The organism is Novosphingobium sp. AAP93 (assembly GCF_001296055.1).
Taxonomy (GTDB): domain Bacteria; phylum Pseudomonadota; class Alphaproteobacteria; order Sphingomonadales; family Sphingomonadaceae; genus Novosphingobium.
This window is the reverse complement of sequence record NZ_LJHZ01000100.1, coordinates 24,370-42,472: the sequence shown is the minus strand read 5'-3', so window position 1 is coordinate 42,472 and position 18,103 is coordinate 24,370. Positions and strand designations below refer to the sequence as shown.

Below are 18,103 nucleotides of genomic sequence, written 5' to 3'. Positions count from 1 at the left end.
AAACACCTACCACTTACAATATAAGTTACTTGTAAATGCAAGGGGCAGGGACATGACGATTGCAGGTTCGAAGAGACTGGCGATGCGACTGGTGGGCCTTTCGGCCCTGCTATCGGGCACGAGCCTGTGGGCTGTGGCTGCCTATGCCGAGGCGCCGGCCGCCACCGAGGAATTGACGACAAACGAGATTGTGGTCACCGCAAGCCGGCGCGAACAGTCGCTGGTCGAGGTTCCGTCGGCGGTTACGGCGGTCTCCGGTGACGTGCTGAACGAGCGCGGCCTGACCGACATCCGCGACTTTGCCGCACTCGTTCCCGGCTTCTCGCTCGACGATCGCGGCGGCACCGACGTGCGCCTGATCCTGCGCGGCCAGAACACCGGCGGTGCGGGCGCCAGCGTTGCGACGATGATGGACGACGTCGTGCTGAGCTCGACCAGCGCGCTCAGCAACGGCTCGACTGTCACGCCCAACTTCGAGACCTACGACCTCGAGCGCGTGGAAGTGCTGCGCGGGCCGCAGGGCACGCTCTATGGCGCGACGGCGCAGGGTGGTCTGGTCAAGTACGTGACGAAGAAGCCTGATCTGGTGAAGGCGGGTGCCGCCGCCGAGGTTGGTTTTGAATCGGTCAATCAGGGCGAGACCGCCTTCAACGGTCGTGCCGTGGTCAACATCCCGCTCATCACCGACAAGCTCGCGATCCGCGCGGCCGGCTACTACATCGATCTGCCTGGCTATATCGACAACCCGCTGCTCGGCCTCAAGGATGTCAACCGCGGCAACCGCCGGGGCGGGCGCGTGTCGCTGCTGGCGAAGCCGACCGATCGTCTGTCGATCCGCGTGACGGGGGCTTATCAGAGCGAGGAATACGGCGCAGAAGGCGTGGTCGAAGTCGTCGGTTCGCCGGTTCCGGGCAGCGAGACGTCGCGCTCGTTCAATCTCGTCGGCGGCACGCCGAGCGACCGCAAGGGCTTCCAGGGCGGCAACCGCGCGCGCTCGCGCTTCATCAACGGCGTGATCGACTGGGACGTGGGCTTTGCCGATCTGACCAGCTCGACGAGCCTGGTGAAAGTGAGCCGGCGTCAGGGCTTCGACATCAGCAACGGGCCGGTGGCGCCCTTCGTGACGCTGGGCGCCGCGTTCGGCGGGCTGTTCGGCGAGCCGATCACCCTTCCGTTGGTGCAGGACAACGATCACCAGAAGTTCAACCAGGAGGTGCGGCTTTCCTCGAAGAAGGGCGTCGGTCCGAGTTGGCTGACGTGGCAGGTCGGCGTGTTCCACTCCTATGAGGATGTGCTGTTCAGTCAGGATTTCGTGGTGCGTTCGGCAGCGGATGCCAGCCGGGAGCTGACGGTGCTGCCGTTCATTCCGGGCATTGGCGGGCTTGGGCTTGGCGGACAGCGCACCGATGCCAATTACAACGAGTCGTCGGGCTTCGGCGACGTGACGTTCAAGTTCGGGCGCTTCGAGCTGTCGCTGGGTGGGCGCTACACCGATATCCGGCAGGACGGCGTGGTGACCAACTTCCCGGGCGTGTTCACCGGTCCGCCGAGCGCGGCCGATCCGACGATCGCGGGGTCTGTTCCGTTCGTATCGAAGGAAAACAAGTTCACCTACTCGGTGGCGCCGCGGTTCGCGGTGACCGACCGCATCTCGCTCTACAGCCGCATCGCTTCGGGCTATCGTCCGGGTGGTCCGCTGACCGTGCCGGGGGCGGGAACGAACGGCATCCCGCGCAGCTTCCGGCCTGACAACACCGTCAACTACGAAGTCGGCACCAAGGGCGATATCGGCCCGCTGGCGTTCGACGTGGCGCTCTATCGGATCGACTGGACCGATGTGCAGGTGCTTGGCGCTGTAACCCCGCAGAGCGGCCCGACGCTGTTCGTCACCACCAACGGCGGCCGCGCGCGCAGCCAGGGCGTCGAATGGGCGCTGGCGCTGCGGCCGGAAAAGAACCTGACGATTGCGTGGTCGGGCAACGCCGTCGATGCCACGCTGCGATCGGATGTGCCGGGGATCGGTGGTTCTGCGGGCGACAATCTGCCCTACGTGCCGCGCTTCACCAGCACGGTGACCGGTGACTACCGCATTCCGCTGACCGGCTCGGTGACGGCGAATCTGGGCGCGACATGGTCCTATGTCGGCGGGCGCAATGGCGATTTCATTGCCGCGCCGCTGCTCAGCAACAATCCGCACCTGCCAGCCTATAGCACCTGGGACCTGCGTGCGGGAATCGAAGTCTCTGGCATCACGCTCGATGCGATCGTGCGCAACGTGTCGAACTCGCGCGGGATCACCGGTTATCGCAGCGCGTTCGGGTTCAACGGGACCACCGGTCAGGCCGCCATCGTGCAGCCGCGCTCGGTGCAAGTGCGGCTTTCCGGCCGGTTCTGACATGACCATGCCAATGGGGGAGGTGCCGCAAGTGCGGCTGCCACGGCCCTACCTGATCTTCGTGGGCGACGCGCAAAGTGCTGTCGCCGCGAAGACCGGGGCGGGAGTCTGTCACTGGGCACCTGAGGCCTGCACCGCGCAGTGGCGGCTTGGTGCGGATGCCTACGATATCGGCCTGCCTGACATGCGCCCGGTTGAGGCTGTGGCGGCGGGTGCCAGGGCGCTGCTGATTGGCGTCGCGCCGGTCGGCGGCAAGCTGCCCGCGCACTGGGTGCCGTGCATGATCGATGCGCTGGAAGCGGGGCTTGATCTTGTCAGCGGGCTGCACACGCAGCTGGAATCCGTGCCCGAAATCGCGGCGAAAGCGGTGGAATTGGGGCGCAACTTGCACAACGTGCGGCATAGCGGCCTGAGCTTTCCAGTGGCGAGCGGGCGCAAGCGCAGCGGCAAGCGATTGCTGACGGTGGGCACCGATTGCGCCATCGGCAAGAAGTATGCGGCGCTGGCGATTGCGCGCGGCCTCAGGGATCGCGGCGTTTCCGCAGATTTTCGCGCGACCGGGCAGACCGGGATCATGATTGCCGGCGGCGGCGTCGCGCTCGATGCGGTGGTGTCCGATTTCCTCGCGGGCGCGGCGGAATGTCTTTCGCCTGACACGGCGGCGGATCACTGGGATGTGATCGAGGGGCAGGGCTCGCTGTTCCACCCCGCCTATGCGGCGGTGACGGTGGGTCTGATCAATGGCAGCCAGCCCGATGCGCTGGTGCTCTGTCACGAGCCGGGACGCCCCTGCATCAGCGACTTCCCGGACTATCCGATCGTGCCGCTGGATGTGGCGATCCCCCGCTATCTCGACATCGCGCGTCTGACCAATCCGGCTGCGATGTTTGTGGGTGTCAGCCTCAACACCTCCGCGCTCCCCGAAGCCGAAGCACGCGCGCTGTGCACGGTTATCGCGGGCGAGACCGGCCTGCCGACAACCGATCCGCTGCGCTTCGGGGTCGAACCCATTCTGGAACGGATGCTCGCATGGGCCTGAGGATTGCGATGGAACCGCGCCAATGGCCGGTGAAGGAAGTGCTGACGATCGCGCGCGGTTCGATGACCGAGCAGCCGACGATCCATGTCACCTTGACCCGCGAGGACGGTGTGAAGGGGCGCGGCGAGGCCTGCGGCATTCCCTACAAGGGCGAGACGCCCACGACGATGATGGCTGATATCGAGCAGGTCCGGCCGATCGTGGAGGCGGGCGTCGCGCGCGAGGCGCTGATCGATCTGCTCCCTGGCGGCGGTGCGCGCATGGCGCTCGATGCGGCGCTGTGGGATCTCGAGGCCAAGGCTGGCGAGGGCGATCCCTTTGCCCGCAACGGCCTCACGCCGGGTTCGATCAGTTCAGCCTACACCATCGGCATGCGCGATCTGGCGGCCTATGAGGAGGCGGCCCGACTGTATGCGGGCTATCCGCTGCTCAAGGTGAAAGTGGCGGCGGACGATCCGGTCGGCGCGATCAAAGCTGTGCGGCGCGGAGCGCCCGATGCGCGGCTGATTGTCGACGCCAATCAGGCCTGGAGCGTGGAGGCGCTGAAAGCCTTTGCCCCCGCGCTGGTGCCGCTGGGGGTCGCGCTGCTCGAACAGCCGATCCCGGTCGGCGCGGAATCGGGCCTCGATGGCTGGACTTCGCCGATCCCGCTCTGCGCGGATGAATTGGTCGACGGGATCGCCGATCTCGACAAGGTGGTCGGGCGGTTCCAGCTGATCAACATCAAGCTCGACAAAGCGGGCGGGCTTACGTCCGCGCTGCGGCTGGCCGATGCGGCTCAGGCGCGCGGGCTGGGGCTGATGGTGGGCTGCATGCTGGGGTCCTCGCTCTCGATGGCCCCTGCGATGGTGCTCGCCCAGCGCTGCGCTTTCGTGGACCTCGACGGGCCGATGCTGCAGGCCGAGGATGTGGCTGAGGGCTACACCTACGTTAATGGCGTGGTTGCCGCTCCGCACAAGCCAGAGCTCTGGGGCTGACCGGTTTCCTCTCCGCAAGGGGAGGGTTGGGGTGAGGGGCTGCCGGCAAACCGCGCCGCTCGGGAGGTCCTCACCCCTAACTTCGAGCATGCGCCCTTGTTCAGGCGAGGGCAACCGCTTCAGGCGGCGTTGAGCGCTTCTGCTTCGGCCTTGGCGGCTTGGAATCCGGGGCCACGCACCATCTGCAGGGTCAGCGCGGCGAGGATGAGGATCGGGATAGCGACCACGGTCATTGCGGTGATGAGATGCGAGCCGTCTGCCGCGAGCGCATCGGACGCGGCGCCGACCAAGGGGCCTGATATTGCCGCGCAGATCATTGTGACAATGAACTGCACCGCGACCATGCGGCCGATCAGCGAGACCGGAACGAGCGTCTGGAAGACCGTCGGCTGGAACATCGCGCCGAGCGAGAGGAACAGGCCGAACGAGCCGAAGAACACGTAGAGCCCTGTCGCACTGTGGATGAGCGGGAGGACAAGGCAGCACACCAACATGCCGACCGAGGTGAACGCGAGCACCATTGCCGGGGCCACTGCTCCGAAGCGGGGAAGCGCAACGCGCGTGACAACGAGGCTGACGAGGAAGGCCGAGAAGGCCGAGCCGATCTGCGCAATACCCATGCCTGCGCCCACTTCGCTTGGGGCGGCATTGAACAGGCGCCCGGCGGCAATCGCAATCCACGGGCCGACCGCGCCGAACGCGAGTCCCGCCAGCGCTGAGCCGAGCACCAGCGGGAACAGCTGGCCACGGTGGCGCCAGAGGTAGCTGCCGAAGGCGGGGCCAGCGGGCGAAGCTTCTGTCGCTGCTGGGTTGGGCGCCGCCGCGCGCGGGATCGGGAGAACCAGCGCGAGCGCGACCATCGCGGGGCCAGCGGCAGCGGCGAGAAGGAAACTGACGCGCCATGGTTCCATCTTGGCGAGTGTGCCCGGCAGATAGGGCTGCACCGTAGGCGTCAGTTCCACCAGCAGACCCGCGAGCGCGATGGCAAGCGCGCCGCCGCCGATGGCGGTTGCGACGAAGATCGAATTGGCGATCTGCCGCTGCGTGCCGGAGAACAGCCGCGGGATCGCGCTGTAGGCCACCGGTGACAGGCCAGCTTCACCCGCCGCGACAAGCCCGCTGAAAATGAGGATGGCCTCGAAACTGGGCGAAAGGCCTGAAAGCGCAACGGCAAGGCTCCATGCGGCAATGCAGCCCGCCAGCACGTAGCGATTGTCGAACCGGCCGGTCATCCAGCCAAGCGGATAGCTGGCGAGCGCGCCACAAACGGCGGTGCCGGTGCCTTGCAGCAGCCCGATCTGCACGTCGGTGAGGTGGAAGGCCTGCCGCACCTGCTCGTTCACCAGCAGCAAGACATAGCGATCGGCAAAGGAAACAAGGCTGATCAGCGACAGTGCACCGAGCACAAGCCAGGCGGCGAAACCGGCGCGGGCGGGAGGTTCGCCGAGCAGGGAAGCGGGTTCGTCCGTCGTCGCAGTGCTTGCCATCAAATCGCCCTTACTTCCAAGTTGACCTACTTGTAACTTAAACCTAGCATGTTTGGACTGTAAGGCAATCGGGGCAGATCGACCATGGCGGAGAGGGGGCCAGAAACGGCGGAGATCCCGGCCCTAGACACGCTGGCGCACCGCGTGACGCGCGAACTCAACGCCGGCTTTGTCTTTGCCCACGTGACCACGCGGCCTTCCGACCCCGGCGCGCGTAGTCTCTCCGGCGAGCCGTGCCGCATGTCGCGCTTCGGCATCGACGGCGGGGCGCTCGGCATGCTTTCCTATACCCGGCTGCAGGCGTTCGGGTACCTGCTCGGCTGACACGCGAAAGGCTTTTGCGATGACGGACATGACCCACGTCGGCCTCCCCGCGCCGGACTTGCGCGTTGACGTGCCGATGCGCGACGGGGTGACGCTGGATACTTGCGTGTGGCTGCCCGCAGGTGGTGGTCCCGTGCCGGCTATCCTCATCCGCACGCCCTATAGCCGCGCAGTTAGCGGTGTGAACGAGCCGCCGATGGTGCGCTATCTCGAAAGCGGGTTCGCCGTTGTCATGCAGCAGATCCGCGGCATCGGGCGCAGCGGCGGGCACTTTGCGTTCATGGCCCCGCATGAGCGCGATGACGGCTACGACGCGGTCGAATGGATCGCGGCGCAGGACTGGTGCACTGGCGCGGTCGGGCTTGACGGGCACAGCTATGCCGGGATGACGCAGCTGACGACTGCGATCGCTCAGCCGCCGCACTTGCGCTGCATGGCACCGGCGGTCGTCAGCACCGATTTCTTCCTCGAGCCGCCCTATGTCGGCGGCGTGTTCTCGCGCATGCACACGCTGGTGTGGTGCGAGGCGCTCGATTTCCCCTCGATGCTCGAGCCGAAGGACGGCGCTTTCGCGATGCACGGGTTCATGAGCGATCCCTCTCTGCTCGCCTCATGGCTCTCGCGCCCGGTGCGCGCGGCGGGGGCGGGCCTGAAAGGCGACCTCAGGAAGCATTACGAAGACTCGCTCGATCACCCGACGTTCGACGACTGGTGGGCCGCGCGCAGCTTCAGCGCGGAAGACTATGCGAAGATCACGGTGCCGACACTGGTGGTTTCGGGCAATTTCGACCCGAGCGTGGGGACGATGAACTTGTGGCGAGGGCTTGAGGCAGGGCCGGTTGCGCCGGACAGGCGCTGGCTGCTGATCGGGCCGTGGGACCACAACGGCGCCTACAACGGCGGCGGTCGCTATCATGGTCCATTCGATCTGGGGCCGGACAGCGACCTTGATCTCGTGGCTCTGCGGATCGCGTTCTTCAAGCACTTCCTGGTTGATGAATCGGACGGCGCACTGCCTAAGGCGCGCGTTCAGCATTTCCTCACCGGCGCAAACCGGTGGGTGGCGGGCGATGCATTCCCGCTGCCGGGGGCGGGCGAACGAGTGCTGCATCTGGCGAGCGGCGGCCATGCCAATTCGCTGCGGGGCGACGGGCGGCTGCTCGATGCGGCGCCCGGTGATACTGCGATCGCTGACAGCTTCGTCGACGATCCCGATTGGCCGATCGTCTGCCCGCTGCCGGGGCTCAAGGGGCCGCACCACCGGCTCGATCTGCGCGAGCTGGCGCGGCACCATGATGTGCTGGTCTACCAGACCGGGCCGCTTGCCGCGCCGCTGACGGTGATGGGCGAGGCGCGGCTGGAGCTGGCGGTGAGCGCCGATGTGCCGGACGCCGATGTCGTGGCCTATCTCGTCGAAGTGGCGGCGGACGGGAACTGGAACTTCCTTGCCTTTGGCCAGCTGCGGCTGCGCTACCGTGAGGGGTTTGACCGCGAGGTGATGCTGACGCCTGGCGAGGTCGTGCCGATCGGCTTCACGCTGAGCCATGCCGCGCACGAAATCCCGGCGGGCGGCAATCTGGCACTGCTGGTGCTGGGCGGCAATTTCCCGCTGCTTGATCCCAATCCGCATGGGCTTGGGCCGATTGCCGACCAGACCGAGAATCGCCCCGCGCAGCAGTGGCTGCACCATGGCGGCTCCCACCGCGCCGCGCTGTGCCTGCCGGTGCTGGCCTAGTCGCCCTTCGGATAGTTCGAGAGGAAGCCGGTCATCACCAGCAGTTCGCGCATGGTGGCAAACTCGGCTGCGGCGGTGTTCTGGCCGGTCTGGGCGAAGCCGGGGAGCAGGCCTGCGAGTTCGGCCGTTACCGGATGCACGAACTCGATCTCGAGCCGATAGGGCGCGGGTAGGCGCAGCAGTGTCCGGGGCGCGCGGGTGATTGCGCGCAAGGCGGCCTCTCCGACCATAGCAGCGCCCTCCGAGGGCGTTACGGTGGCGACCGAACGCCAGGCGATGAACTGCTTCACCGCGCAGGTTTCCGCGTCGGGAAGATAGCCTGATACTTCGCGGCAGATCGCATCGTCGCCGGTGACGAGGATGACGGGAACCCCGATCTCGCCTGCAAAGGCCGCGAGCAGCCGCGCCTCGGAGCAGCTTTCGCCGTTCACGCGCACATCGTTGAACAGGCCACCGTGAAACGTATGGGCGAGTGTTCCGGCTCCGCTGCGCGCGCCGCTGTGGAAGCCGATGAACATGCAGGCATCGACACCCGGCCAGTCGGCACCTTCCATCTGGCCGAGAGGGCGCGGCCAGGAGCGGATCAGCCGGCTTCCGGCGGGCAGGCGATCGGGCAGCAGGTTCTGCGCGTTGCCGTGGCCGTCTGCGATGATCACTTCGCCATAGCCATTGTCGAGCGCTACACGTGTGGCGGCGGCAACTTCGGCGGTCATCCAGCTGCGCGCGGTTTCATACTCGAACTGGCCGGGGAGCAACTGGCTCACGCTGGCGACGCCGGCGATTCCTTCCATGTCGGCGGAAATGAACAGGCGGCGGGGGGGAGGGGTGCGGGACATGGCGGCACCCTTTCGAAACTTACGAGTCGAGTCAATTGCAAGTGCGTCAGGCCGCCGGTTCCAGTTCGCCGTCACCGCCGACGACGACTTCAAGCCAGTCGACAAAGGCCCGTGCGCGGCGGCTGGACTTGCGGCCCGAGGGGAACATGGCCCAGACATCGAGCGTGCTGAGGCCCCATTCCGTCAGCACCGGGCGGACGGTTCCCGCCGCCAGTTCCGGCGTGAACATCAGCCGAGAACCCATGCCGATGCCGAGCCCGGCGAGGATGCACGAGCGCATGCCTTCCGCGGCGCTCACCCGCAGCGTCGGCTGCACCGCGATCGACACGGCGGCGGTGCCTCTGGTGAACGACCATGCGGTCGCACCCTCGAACTGGCTGTAGGCCACCACGCGGTGTGCCAGCAGATCCTCAGGCGTTTTCGGTGCGCCCATCCGGTCGAGATAGGCGCTGGAGGCAACCAGCAGGCGCTGTGAACTGCCGAGGCGGCGTGCGACAAGGCTGCTGTCCGCCGGTTTGCCGAGGCGTATCGCGAGATCGACGCCCTGTTCGATCAGATCGACCCAGCGGTCGTCGAGGATCAGATCGATGGCAAGATCAGGATGTGTGTCGAGAAATTCCGAGAGACGCGGCAGGATATGCAGCGCGGCATAAGTCGGCGGCGCGGCAAGGCGCAGGCGGCCGGCAAGCGAGGTCGCCGCCTCGCGCGCGGCGGATTCGGCCTCGTCCGCTTCATCGAGCACGACCCGCGCGCGCTCGTAATAGCGCTGGCCCGCTTCGGTGAGGTGCTGGGCGCGGGTGGTGCGGGTGAGGAGGCGGACGCCGAGGTATTCCTCGAGATTGGCGATGGCTTTGGAAACGGCGGGCTGGCCCATGTTCAAGCGTCTGGCGGCGGCCGAAAAACTGCCGGTTTCGACCACCGTGGCAAACTGTTTCATGGCAACCAGCCGGTCCATACATTCATTCCCCTTTGGAACAGATGCTATCAGAACGGGGTTCCTTCTGCCAAGCCGAGGAATTGGTCATTGTGGTTTCAACGCCAGAGACGGCGGACCGATTTGAACCTGCGGAGACCGACGATGACCAACCGAACCATGCGCTTCACCGCTGCGGAAAACTGATCGACGGCCACCCCACCCTCTCCCTGCGGGCGCCCATCCCCATCCCCCTCCCTGGCGCCGCACACCTCGGACGACAAGGCCGGTCTCCAGTCCCCTTTGGGCCCAAGCCTTGTCGTCCTTCTTTTTTCCAAAGGACCCCGCCATGACCACGACGCTCAAGTCCGCGCTCGACCAGTTCCGGCTCGAGTTCACCGGCAAGATCCCGCCCGAGATTGCCGCCGCCATGACGCGCGCGGACAACGAGCTGGCGGCTTCCGGCATTGCCGCGCAGGCGCTCGGCGCCGGAGCGGAAGCTCCTGATTTCACGCTGAAGGGCGCGCGCGGCGAGACCGTGACGCTGTCCAGGCTGCTCCGCCAGGGCCCGGTCGTGGTGAGCTTCTACCGCGGCGGCTGGTGCCCTTATTGCAACCTTGAGCTGCGCGCGCTGCAGGCGGTGCTGCCCGAGATCACCGCGCGCGGCGCCAGCCTTGTCGCGATCTCGCCCGAACTGCCCGACGAGAGCCTCTCGACCGCCGAGAAGAACGAGCTTGCCTTCCCGGTGCTGAGCGATACCGGCAGCCGCGTCGCCCGCAACTGGGGCATCGCCTTCGATCTCGCTGAAGAGCTGCGCCCGATCTACACCCGCTTCGGCCATGCCCTGCCGGATCGCAATGGCGGTACCGAATGGATCCTCCCGGTACCGGCCACCTTCGTAATCTCGGACTGCGGGATCGTGCGGCTGGCTTTCGTCGATACCGACTATCGCAACCGGCTGGAACCCGAAGCCGTCCTCTGCGCGCTCGATGCGATTGCCGCCGCCCGCGCGCGCGTCGCTGCGGAGTAAGGCTGATGCGCAGCATTTTTCATCGCACCCGCCAGTTCATGGCCGATGAGCTGGGTCTTGCTGCCGTCGCCTATGCCGGCAGCTCCAGCATGACCACGGCCATGATCGCGGTGGCTGTCGATATCGTCATGCAGGGCCGCCGCGCCCTCAGCGTCAATTTGCCCGGGATTGCCTGATGAATGCGATTGATGCTGATCCGTTGCGTCCTCGCGTCCTGATCACTGGTGCTTCGCGCGGGATCGGATTTGCTGCCGCACAAGTGCTTGCGGCGCACGGCTGGGATGTCACCGGTGTGGCACGCAGCGCCCCGGGCTGTTTCCCCGGCACATTCATCGAGGCTGACCTCCTCGACGAGACTTCGCTGGCGGAGCTGGCTGGCCAGATTGCCGCAGGTCCTCCGCTCGCCGGACTGGTCAGCAACTTCGGCATGGCGCGTCATGAAGCGCTGATCGATGCCGGGTGGGACGACTTTGCCGCGCTGATGGCCGCCAATGTCCGCCCTGCGCTTGCTCTAGCGCAGGCGGTGCTGCCCGGCATGCGTGCAGCGCGTTATGGGCGCATCGTCCACGTGACGAGCATGGTGACGCGCGGCAATCCCTGGCGCACCGGCTATGCCGCTGCCAAGGCCGCGCTCGAAAGCCTCGTGCGCACGATCGCGGTAGAGGAAGCACCCTATGGCATCACCGCCAATGCGGTCGCGCCGGGACCCACCGCGACCGAACTGTTTCGAACCAACAACCCGGCGGGCAGCGAGGGCGAAGCACGCTATCTCGCGCAAATCCCGATGCGGCGACTGGGACAGCCCGACGAGATTGCCGAGGCCATCGCGTTCTTCCTCTCGCCCGGCGCGGGCTTCGTCACCGGTCAAACGCTGTTTGTCGATGGAGGCGCTGGCCTTGGCCGCTAGGCATGCGACGGTCCTCGGTGTAACCTGTTGATGGCGCGGTACGAACTGCCGTTTATCGGCGTTACCTTCGAGGAGGAACCATGTTCCAGAAGTTGCGACTGGTCAGCCATCACCTTTGCCCCTACGTCCAGCGTGCCGTGATCACCGCAGGCAAGCTCGGCATACCTTTCGAGCGGATCAACATCGATCTTTCGGCCAAGCCCGACTGGTTTCTGGCAATCTCTCCCACCGGCAAGGTGCCGCTGCTGCAAGTGACACGCGCCGACGGTGGTGAGCATGTGCTGTTCGAAAGTGCGCCGATCGCAGAGTTCTTCAATGACATCGGTGGCGGCGAGATGCTCGCGGCCGATCCGGTCGAGCGCGCGAGGCAGCGTGCGTGGATCGAGTTCGCCTCGGGCACCCTGGCCGAGATCGCGGGGCTCTACGCGGCACCCAATGCCGAGGCTTTCGATGCCAGGTGCGCTTCCATCACGGTCCGGCTCCGGCAGGTGGAAGCTGTGGTCGGCGACGTCTGGTTCTGGGGCGACCGGTTTACGCTGGTGGACGCCGCGTTCGGGCCGCTCTTCCGCTATTTCGATCTGTTCGAAAAGCGGCTGGACCTGCGCCTGATCGATGACTTGCCCCGCCTTGCCGCGTGGCGGGCGCGGCTGGCGGCCGATCCGGTAGTGGCGGGCGCCGTGGCGGAGGATTACCCGCAGCGGCTCGAAGCCTTCATGCTGGCGCGGGGAACCGAACTATCGCGGCGGCTGGAATCGGTCGACGCGTGATCTGTTCGCTTGAAGTGGCCGGCTGCAACGCTGCTTGCGGCCGGCTTCTTTTCAGTAGATGTGCAGCGAGCGGATGAAGGGGCTGGTGATGTCGCGCGCGACCCTTGCCTGATTTGCATTCCGCTCGATGGTGTAGCGCGCGATGGCGGCAAGCCAGGGCAGGAAGGCGCGGGAGCTGTCGAACGTGTGGCGGCGGGTGTGAAGCACCAGCAGCGCATCGCGGACCGCATCGTCTAAGGCAAAGGGAGCCAGCCGAACGCCGTAGTAGCGCCGCAGCCAGCGGGCCGATTCTTGCAGCAGGGTGCGATAGGCGAGAGTATCGCCGCAGAGGCTCGCCGCCATGGCCGACTCCCACGCGAAGGTGCCCGCCAGCGGCCATGATTGCTTGCGCGCCATTGCCTGTTCCTGGCTGATTTCCATGTTTCTCTCCAGACACTTGGCTGATGCAGTGAACTTGCCGCGCGCCCTGAGCGTTGCCCACGCTTCTGGAGGTTATAGTATCTATTCCCTCCGGGCATTTCTATACATTTTTCGTTTTATTACAAATAAGTATTCCCATTCTGGGGGTGAATCGACCGGTAACCGTCTCTCCGGCCCAAGCGAACCCTTGTGCAACGGCCGCAACGGTGCGGCCGCCCTTGCTCAGGAGACTTGCCATGCACAACCTTACCCAGCCCGCCGACAAGTCGGGCCTCGCCGCGCTGATCGGCACGGGCCTTGGCCTTTTCGCGATGACCGCTGTCGCCGTCGGCGGCGCGATCACCGGCGTTGCGATGATGATGTATTGAGCCCATGGGTCAGCTGCTGGAGCCGCCGGGCCAGACCTCGGCGGCGATGCGGCGCCATGAGCCGCCCAGAACAAGGGCAAGTGCCGCTTCGTCATAGCAGCGCGCGGTGAGCTTGCCGACGACAGGAGCGAGCACTTCGGGCCCCAGCATCGGCACATCTGCTGAAAGGCCCGCCGGAAAACTGTCCGCCGAAGCTGCGGTCAGGGTGGCAAGTTCGTCCGGATCATAGGCATAGTCGAGCGCCAGGCCGACATGCGCCGGGCCGGCGATCTGGACCACGTGGTCGATATGGCAGACCATTGCCTCGATCAGATCGGCACCCGCTGGCGCCAGAAAATCACCGATCCCGTTGATGCCGATCACCCCGCCGCGCTGCGTGCAGGCGCGAATTGCCGCATCGCTGATGTTGCGCGGATGCGCGTGCAGCGCGGCGCAATTGGAATGCGAGAACAGGACCGGGCCGGGCGCCGCTGCGATGATGTCGAGCGCCGTTCTGCGACCTGCATGCGAACAGCACACCGCGATCCCGGCCTCGTGTAGTGCCGTGATGACTGCACGGCCCGACGCAGTCAGTCCCTCATCATCTTCGTCAAGGCACCCCGCGCCGAGGGCATTGGCGCGGTTGTAGACCGGCGCGGTCCAGCGCACGCCGAGATCGGCGTAGAGCCGCGCGAGCTCCGGCGCATCCGCCAGCGCGCCGGCGCCTTCAAGGTCGAACACCACTGCCAGCTTCCCGGCGCTGCGAGCCGCGTCGATTTCGGCAAGCGTTCCGGCCACGGCATAGTCGGCATCGTGCGCGGCAATCCATGCGCGAAACGTCGCCAGCATGCGCATATGCTCAAGCGGGCCTTGCGCGTCATAACCGATATTGAGCGAGACGACGTGAAAACCCGCCGCGCGCAGCCGCTCCAGCCCGGGCAGGAAGCGTGTGTCACCGGGGCGCAGGGGCATGCAGGCATGGTTGTCCCACACGGTGGCATCGGCGGGGAGCACGATCATGCTGGGCGTTTCCTTCCGTGGTGGACTTCCCGGCCGGCCGCATCGACCGAACTGCGCAGCGCGGTTATCAAGATCGCGCAATGGCCACAGGGCCGGGCAGGGAGCGACCACGCGTGCGGATCATCGACATCACCCAGCGCCTCGATGCGCGCACGCCGTTGTGGCCGGGCGAGCCGCCGTTCGTGCTGCGCCAGCATGCCGAGATCTCCGACCAGTGCCCGGTCAACGTGGGCGCGCTTGCCATGCCGCTCCACGCCGGGACTCACGCCGATGCACCGTTCCACTATGATGCTGCCGGGCAGACGAGCGCCGAGACCCCGCTCTATCCCTACATCGGGCGCTGTGTGGTGGTGGATGTCCGCCATGCCAAAGGGCTGGCGGTCGAGGTCGCGGATATCGACTGGGCGGCGCTGGAGGCTGCGGCCGCACCGCGCGTCTTGCTGCGGACGTACGAGCGCTTCCCGCATGAGGTGTGGGACAGCGGGTTTCGGGCTGTCTCCGCTGCCGTGATCGAACGACTGGCGGGGCTCGGCGTGGTGCTGATCGGCACCGATGCGGCCTCGCTCGATCCCGAGACATCGAAGACCATGGACGCGCACCACACCGTGCGCGCGGCGGACATGCGCATTCTGGAGGGGCTGGTGCTCGATCATGTGGAACCCGGCGAATACGAACTGATCGCGTTGCCGCTGCCGCTGGCGGGAGCCGATGCCAGCCCGGTGCGTGCCGTGCTGCGGGAGATCGCAGCATGAGCCGATGGGACCGTGCGGCGCTCGAAGCGCTCGACAAGGCTGATCCGCTCGCCGCGTTCCGGGAGCAGTTCCAGTTTCCCGACGGGCTGATCTACCTTGATGGCAATTCGCTCGGTGCGTTGCCCCGCCGAACTCTGGCGCGGGTTGAGCAGACCGTCACGCAGGAGTGGGGCGAGGGGCTGATCACCTCGTGGCTGGGCGCCGAATGGATCACCGCCCCGCGCCGGGTGGGGGCCAAGATCGCGCGGCTGCTCGGCGCGGAACCGGGCGAGGTGATCGTGGCGGATTCGACCTCGGTCAACCTGTTCAAGGCGATCACGGCGGCGCTTTCCTTGCGGCCGGAGCGTTCGGTGATCCTTTCGGAAACCGGCAATTTCCCCACTGATCTCTACATGATGCAGGGCATCGCGGCGTTCTCGGGCGGGCGTATCCGGGCTGAGGCCGTGCACGAGGATGCGGTGCTGGCCCGGCTCGGCGATGATGTAGCGGTGCTGCTGCTGACGCAGGTGCACTACAAGACCGGCGCAGTACGCGACATGGCCGAAGTGACGCGGCGCGCGCATCAAGCCGGGGTGCTGGTGGTCTGGGACCTCAGCCACAGCGCGGGGGCGATCCCGGTCGGCCTCAACGAGGCGGACGCCGATTTTGCGGTGGGCTGCGGGTACAAGTTCCTGAACGGCGGGCCGGGGGCGCCCGCCTATCTCTTCGCAGCGCGGCGGCATCTGGCGCAGGCCATGCCGGTGCTTTCGGGCTGGATGGGGCATGCGGCGCCCTTCGCGTTCGAGGACAGCTACCGCGCGGCCGAGGGGATCGAGCGGTTCCTGTGCGGCACCCCGCCGATCCTGGGGATGGCCGCGCTCGAATGCGGGGTGGACCTTCTGGCCGAGGCGGACATGGCCGCAATCCGGGCAAAATCGCTGCAGCTTGGCCGCGTGTTCATGGACCTGATGGACGAGCATGTCGCCGACCACGGCTTCACACTGGTCAGCCCTCGCGAGGATCCGCGGCGGGGGAGCCATGTCTCCTACGCCCACCCGCAAGGCTATGGGATCATGCAGGCGCTGAAGGAGCGCGGGGTTATCGGCGATTTCCGCGATCCCGATGTGCTGCGCTTCGGGCTGACGCCGCTCTACTTGCGCCACGTCGACATGCTCGATGCCGTCCTTGCCATCCGTGCGGTGTGCGAGACGCGGGCCTGGGATGATCCGCGTTGGGCGGTGCGGGCGGCGGTCACCTGAAAAAGCTGCGGCGGGCCATTGGTGGGACTGTGAATACCGGCCCGCCGCCTTCACTTGCCCGGTCCCTGTGGCGCGGTTGAGGGCCGGGCAAGACGAAGTTCGAGTTTGCTGCCGCCATTGCCGATGCCGATCCGCCAGCGGCTGCCGATCGCGGTCGGACTGGAGAAATGGCGGCTGTCCGAGGCGGCGAGTGTGAGACGCAAATGGTTGCCTGCTGCAACGACATGCGCGAGCGGCTCGAACGCTATGGCGAGGCGCTGCGGCCCGCCGGCGATCGAGGCCCTGTCATCGCCGGCGAGACCGGAGGGTTGCGGCGTGATGGCAGGATAGGGGGCGGTGCCTGAGCGGGTGTAGTTTGCGCGGACCATGCCGTCGGCAATCACCCGGGCATGGCCCGCGCTGTCCACTTCCTCCAGCCACGCGAAGACATCCGCGCGGGGGGCGCTCGTCGTCAGCGCAAGTTCGAGCACCGGCGCTCCGAGGAGGTGCAGCGGCGCGGTGAGAGCGGGCCCATCGAAGTGCAGCAGCGCGCGGTCGGCAGCGCTGCGTTCGGGGTAGATGACCGGGCCGCCGGTGATCGTCGCGTCCCAGCGTGTCATGGTGCCGGGCGCACCATCCGCGCCGGGCCGGTGGAGCAAGGTCGTCCGCGCACCGCAGCGTCCGGTGGCGGCGAGCCTGCGCTTGGTAGAGAGACATAGCGCGGTTTTGGGTGGGTTGGTGTCCCACGTGTCCGCCGAGGCCCACGTGTTGCTCCCGGTGGTGAACCAGCGCACGCGCGGCTGGGCGTCATATCCATTGGCGCGGCCAGCGAGGTAGTGATCAAAGAAAGCAAGCACCTCTGTGCGGAAATCGAAGGCGGAAGGAGTGGGTGTGCTCACGTCCGGTCCGCCGTGATAGCCGATGCCGTGCGAGGCGGCGGCGATGATCAGGCGCTGCTGGCGCGATGTGCTGGCGATGAAGCGGTTGATCCCGGCGCGGGCATAGCCGGAATCGAACCAGCCTTCGATCGAGAGGAACGGCACGTCCGCTGCATCGATTTCCGCGCGGCGCTGATAGCTGCTGGGCAGGCGCACCGCGAACGTGTCGTTGTCGTCGCGGTGGGTAATCCCCCGCGTGGCGCCGCCGCTGTCGAAGTTGGGCGCATGCTCGGCGATGGCCTGGTGGAGCAGCTTGAGATCATCGTCCCCATCGACCGGGCAAGGGTGCTTCAATTCGGCCATGTCCGGCCGGTCCGGCCCGCGCCCGGCATCGAGCGTGCGGTTGAGCGTGCTCCAGCCGTCGCGGAAGACCGTGTTGGGCACGCCGCCGGGGAAGTAGAGATCGGCGTAGGCATCGATCAGCGTGGAAATCGGTGCGACGGCCTTGACCACCGGGTGGCGCAGGACGGGCAAGTATTCCGCCGCAGTGCCGCCATAGCTGATCCCGGTCGAGCCGACTTTGCCATCCGACCATGGCTGCCGGGTTATCCAGTCGATCAGGTCGGTGCCGTCGGCGAGCTCGTTCGCGTCGAGCTCGCCGCTGCGGGTGCCGAACGAAGCGCCGGTGCCGCGCACGTCCGCCATCACGACGGCATAGCCGCGCGAGGCGAAGTACGCGGCGAAGGGCGAGATCGCGCGGCAACTGCCGACCGGGTCCGACTTTGCGGCAAAGGCGCGCCAGTAGCGGGTAAGGTTGAGGATGGTCGGCACCCGCGCGCCGGGCCCGGCGCCTTGCTGGTGGTACACATCGACCGCGATGCGCGTGCCGTCACGCATGGGGATGTAGATGGAGGACTTGACCACCGGATCGGGCGACGGCGTGCGCGCGGGGAAGGCTTGCTGCCATGGCGCGGCATCGGGCGCCGGGGCTTCGTTGGCGGCAACGGGCATGCCGAGCGAAAGCAGTGCGGCGAGCAGCAAAGGGCGGAAAAGGCGCAT

At 66.7% G+C, this 18,103-nt stretch carries 18 protein-coding genes; 12 read left to right on the top strand and 6 right to left on the bottom strand.

Annotation, left to right across the window (positions count from 1 at the left end):
* Positions 1-52: 52 nt before the first annotated feature.
* The 3 genes from IP83_RS15215 to IP83_RS15205 are packed head-to-tail and all read left to right on the top strand — an operon-like array spanning position 53 to position 4,411.
* Positions 53-2,395: a TonB-dependent receptor gene (locus IP83_RS15215; RefSeq protein ID WP_054123081.1), complete on the top strand. Its 2,343-nt coding sequence runs from the start codon at positions 53-55 to the stop codon at positions 2,393-2,395.
* A gap of 1 nt (position 2,396) precedes the next feature.
* Positions 2,397-3,434 (top strand): DUF1611 domain-containing protein, encoded by a 1,038-nt coding sequence (locus tag IP83_RS15210; RefSeq protein ID WP_197274394.1) that lies wholly within the window; start codon positions 2,397-2,399, stop codon positions 3,432-3,434.
* Entirely contained in the window at positions 3,425-4,411 is a 987-nt protein-coding gene (locus tag IP83_RS15205; protein WP_054123080.1) for a dipeptide epimerase, read from the top strand. Before IP83_RS15210 ends, IP83_RS15205 begins: the two co-directional genes overlap by 10 nt.
* A 119-nt stretch (positions 4,412-4,530) precedes the next feature.
* On the opposite strand, the gene IP83_RS15200 is transcribed toward IP83_RS15205, so the two are convergent.
* Complete coding sequence (locus IP83_RS15200) at positions 4,531-5,898, bottom strand: MFS transporter (RefSeq protein ID WP_054123079.1); 1,368 nt, start codon at positions 5,896-5,898, stop codon at positions 4,531-4,533.
* 84 nt (positions 5,899-5,982) lie between these two features.
* On the opposite strand from IP83_RS15200, the gene IP83_RS15195 reads away from it, so the two are divergent.
* Together IP83_RS15195 and IP83_RS15190 are read left to right on the top strand one after the other, a co-directional pair.
* Positions 5,983-6,222: a hypothetical protein gene (locus IP83_RS15195; protein ID WP_054123078.1), complete on the top strand. Its 240-nt coding sequence runs from the start codon at positions 5,983-5,985 to the stop codon at positions 6,220-6,222.
* A 19-nt stretch (positions 6,223-6,241) separates the two neighbouring features.
* Positions 6,242-7,957: a CocE/NonD family hydrolase gene (locus tag IP83_RS15190; protein ID WP_054123077.1), complete on the top strand. Its 1,716-nt coding sequence runs from the start codon at positions 6,242-6,244 to the stop codon at positions 7,955-7,957.
* On the opposite strand, the gene IP83_RS15185 is transcribed toward IP83_RS15190, so the two are convergent.
* Positions 7,954-8,793, bottom strand: coding sequence for a M55 family metallopeptidase (locus IP83_RS15185; protein ID WP_082364744.1), 840 nt, complete (start codon positions 8,791-8,793; stop codon positions 7,954-7,956). The two genes, IP83_RS15190 and IP83_RS15185, sit on opposite strands and share 4 nt — an antisense overlap.
* A gap of 46 nt (positions 8,794-8,839) precedes the next feature.
* On the bottom strand, positions 8,840-9,730 hold the full coding sequence (locus IP83_RS15180; protein WP_197274393.1) for a LysR family transcriptional regulator: 891 nt from the start codon (positions 9,728-9,730) through the stop codon (positions 8,840-8,842).
* A 325-nt stretch (positions 9,731-10,055) separates the two neighbouring features.
* On the opposite strand from IP83_RS15180, the gene IP83_RS15175 reads away from it, so the two are divergent.
* From IP83_RS15175 to IP83_RS15165, 4 genes are all read left to right on the top strand, one after another.
* Positions 10,056-10,736 carry a peroxiredoxin-like family protein gene (locus IP83_RS15175; RefSeq protein WP_054123074.1) on the top strand — a complete coding sequence of 227 codons (681 nt, stop codon included), beginning with the start codon at positions 10,056-10,058 and terminating at the stop codon, positions 10,734-10,736.
* 5 nt (positions 10,737-10,741) lie between these two features.
* Positions 10,742-10,912 carry a hypothetical protein gene (locus IP83_RS20340; RefSeq protein WP_156309755.1) on the top strand — a complete coding sequence of 57 codons (171 nt, stop codon included), beginning with the start codon at positions 10,742-10,744 and terminating at the stop codon, positions 10,910-10,912.
* The gene (locus IP83_RS15170) at positions 10,912-11,643 is read left to right on the top strand and encodes an SDR family oxidoreductase (protein ID WP_054123073.1); all 732 of its coding nucleotides are present in this window, start codon (positions 10,912-10,914) and stop codon (positions 11,641-11,643) included. The genes IP83_RS20340 and IP83_RS15170 overlap by 1 nt, the downstream gene beginning before the upstream one ends.
* Positions 11,644-11,723: 80 nt before the next feature.
* Complete coding sequence (locus IP83_RS15165) at positions 11,724-12,410, top strand: glutathione S-transferase family protein (RefSeq protein WP_054123072.1); 687 nt, start codon at positions 11,724-11,726, stop codon at positions 12,408-12,410.
* Between the two features lie 51 nt (positions 12,411-12,461).
* Here the strand turns inward: IP83_RS15165 and IP83_RS15160 are convergent, their stop codons facing one another.
* A complete protein-coding gene (locus IP83_RS15160; RefSeq protein ID WP_054123071.1) occupies positions 12,462-12,830 on the bottom strand; it encodes a hypothetical protein in 369 nt (122 codons plus the stop codon).
* A gap of 236 nt (positions 12,831-13,066) precedes the next feature.
* Here IP83_RS15160 and IP83_RS21040 point away from each other — a divergent pair, with 236 nt between their 5' ends.
* The gene (locus IP83_RS21040; protein ID WP_255352081.1) at positions 13,067-13,198 is read left to right on the top strand and encodes a hypothetical protein; all 132 of its coding nucleotides are present in this window, start codon (positions 13,067-13,069) and stop codon (positions 13,196-13,198) included.
* Positions 13,199-13,207: 9 nt separating this feature from the next.
* On the opposite strand, the gene IP83_RS15155 is transcribed toward IP83_RS21040, so the two are convergent.
* Complete coding sequence (locus IP83_RS15155) at positions 13,208-14,197, bottom strand: dipeptidase (RefSeq protein ID WP_054123070.1); 990 nt, start codon at positions 14,195-14,197, stop codon at positions 13,208-13,210.
* 113 nt (positions 14,198-14,310) lie between these two features.
* On the opposite strand from IP83_RS15155, the gene kynB reads away from it, so the two are divergent.
* The gene (kynB, locus tag IP83_RS15150) at positions 14,311-14,949 is read left to right on the top strand and encodes an arylformamidase (RefSeq protein WP_231625071.1); all 639 of its coding nucleotides are present in this window, start codon (positions 14,311-14,313) and stop codon (positions 14,947-14,949) included.
* A complete protein-coding gene (kynU, locus tag IP83_RS15145; RefSeq protein ID WP_054123069.1) occupies positions 14,946-16,187 on the top strand; it encodes a kynureninase in 1,242 nt (413 codons plus the stop codon). Before kynB ends, kynU begins: the two co-directional genes overlap by 4 nt.
* A gap of 50 nt (positions 16,188-16,237) precedes the next feature.
* Here the strand turns inward: kynU and IP83_RS15140 are convergent, their stop codons facing one another.
* Entirely contained in the window at positions 16,238-18,103 is a 1,866-nt protein-coding gene (locus IP83_RS15140; protein ID WP_054123068.1) for a CocE/NonD family hydrolase, read from the bottom strand.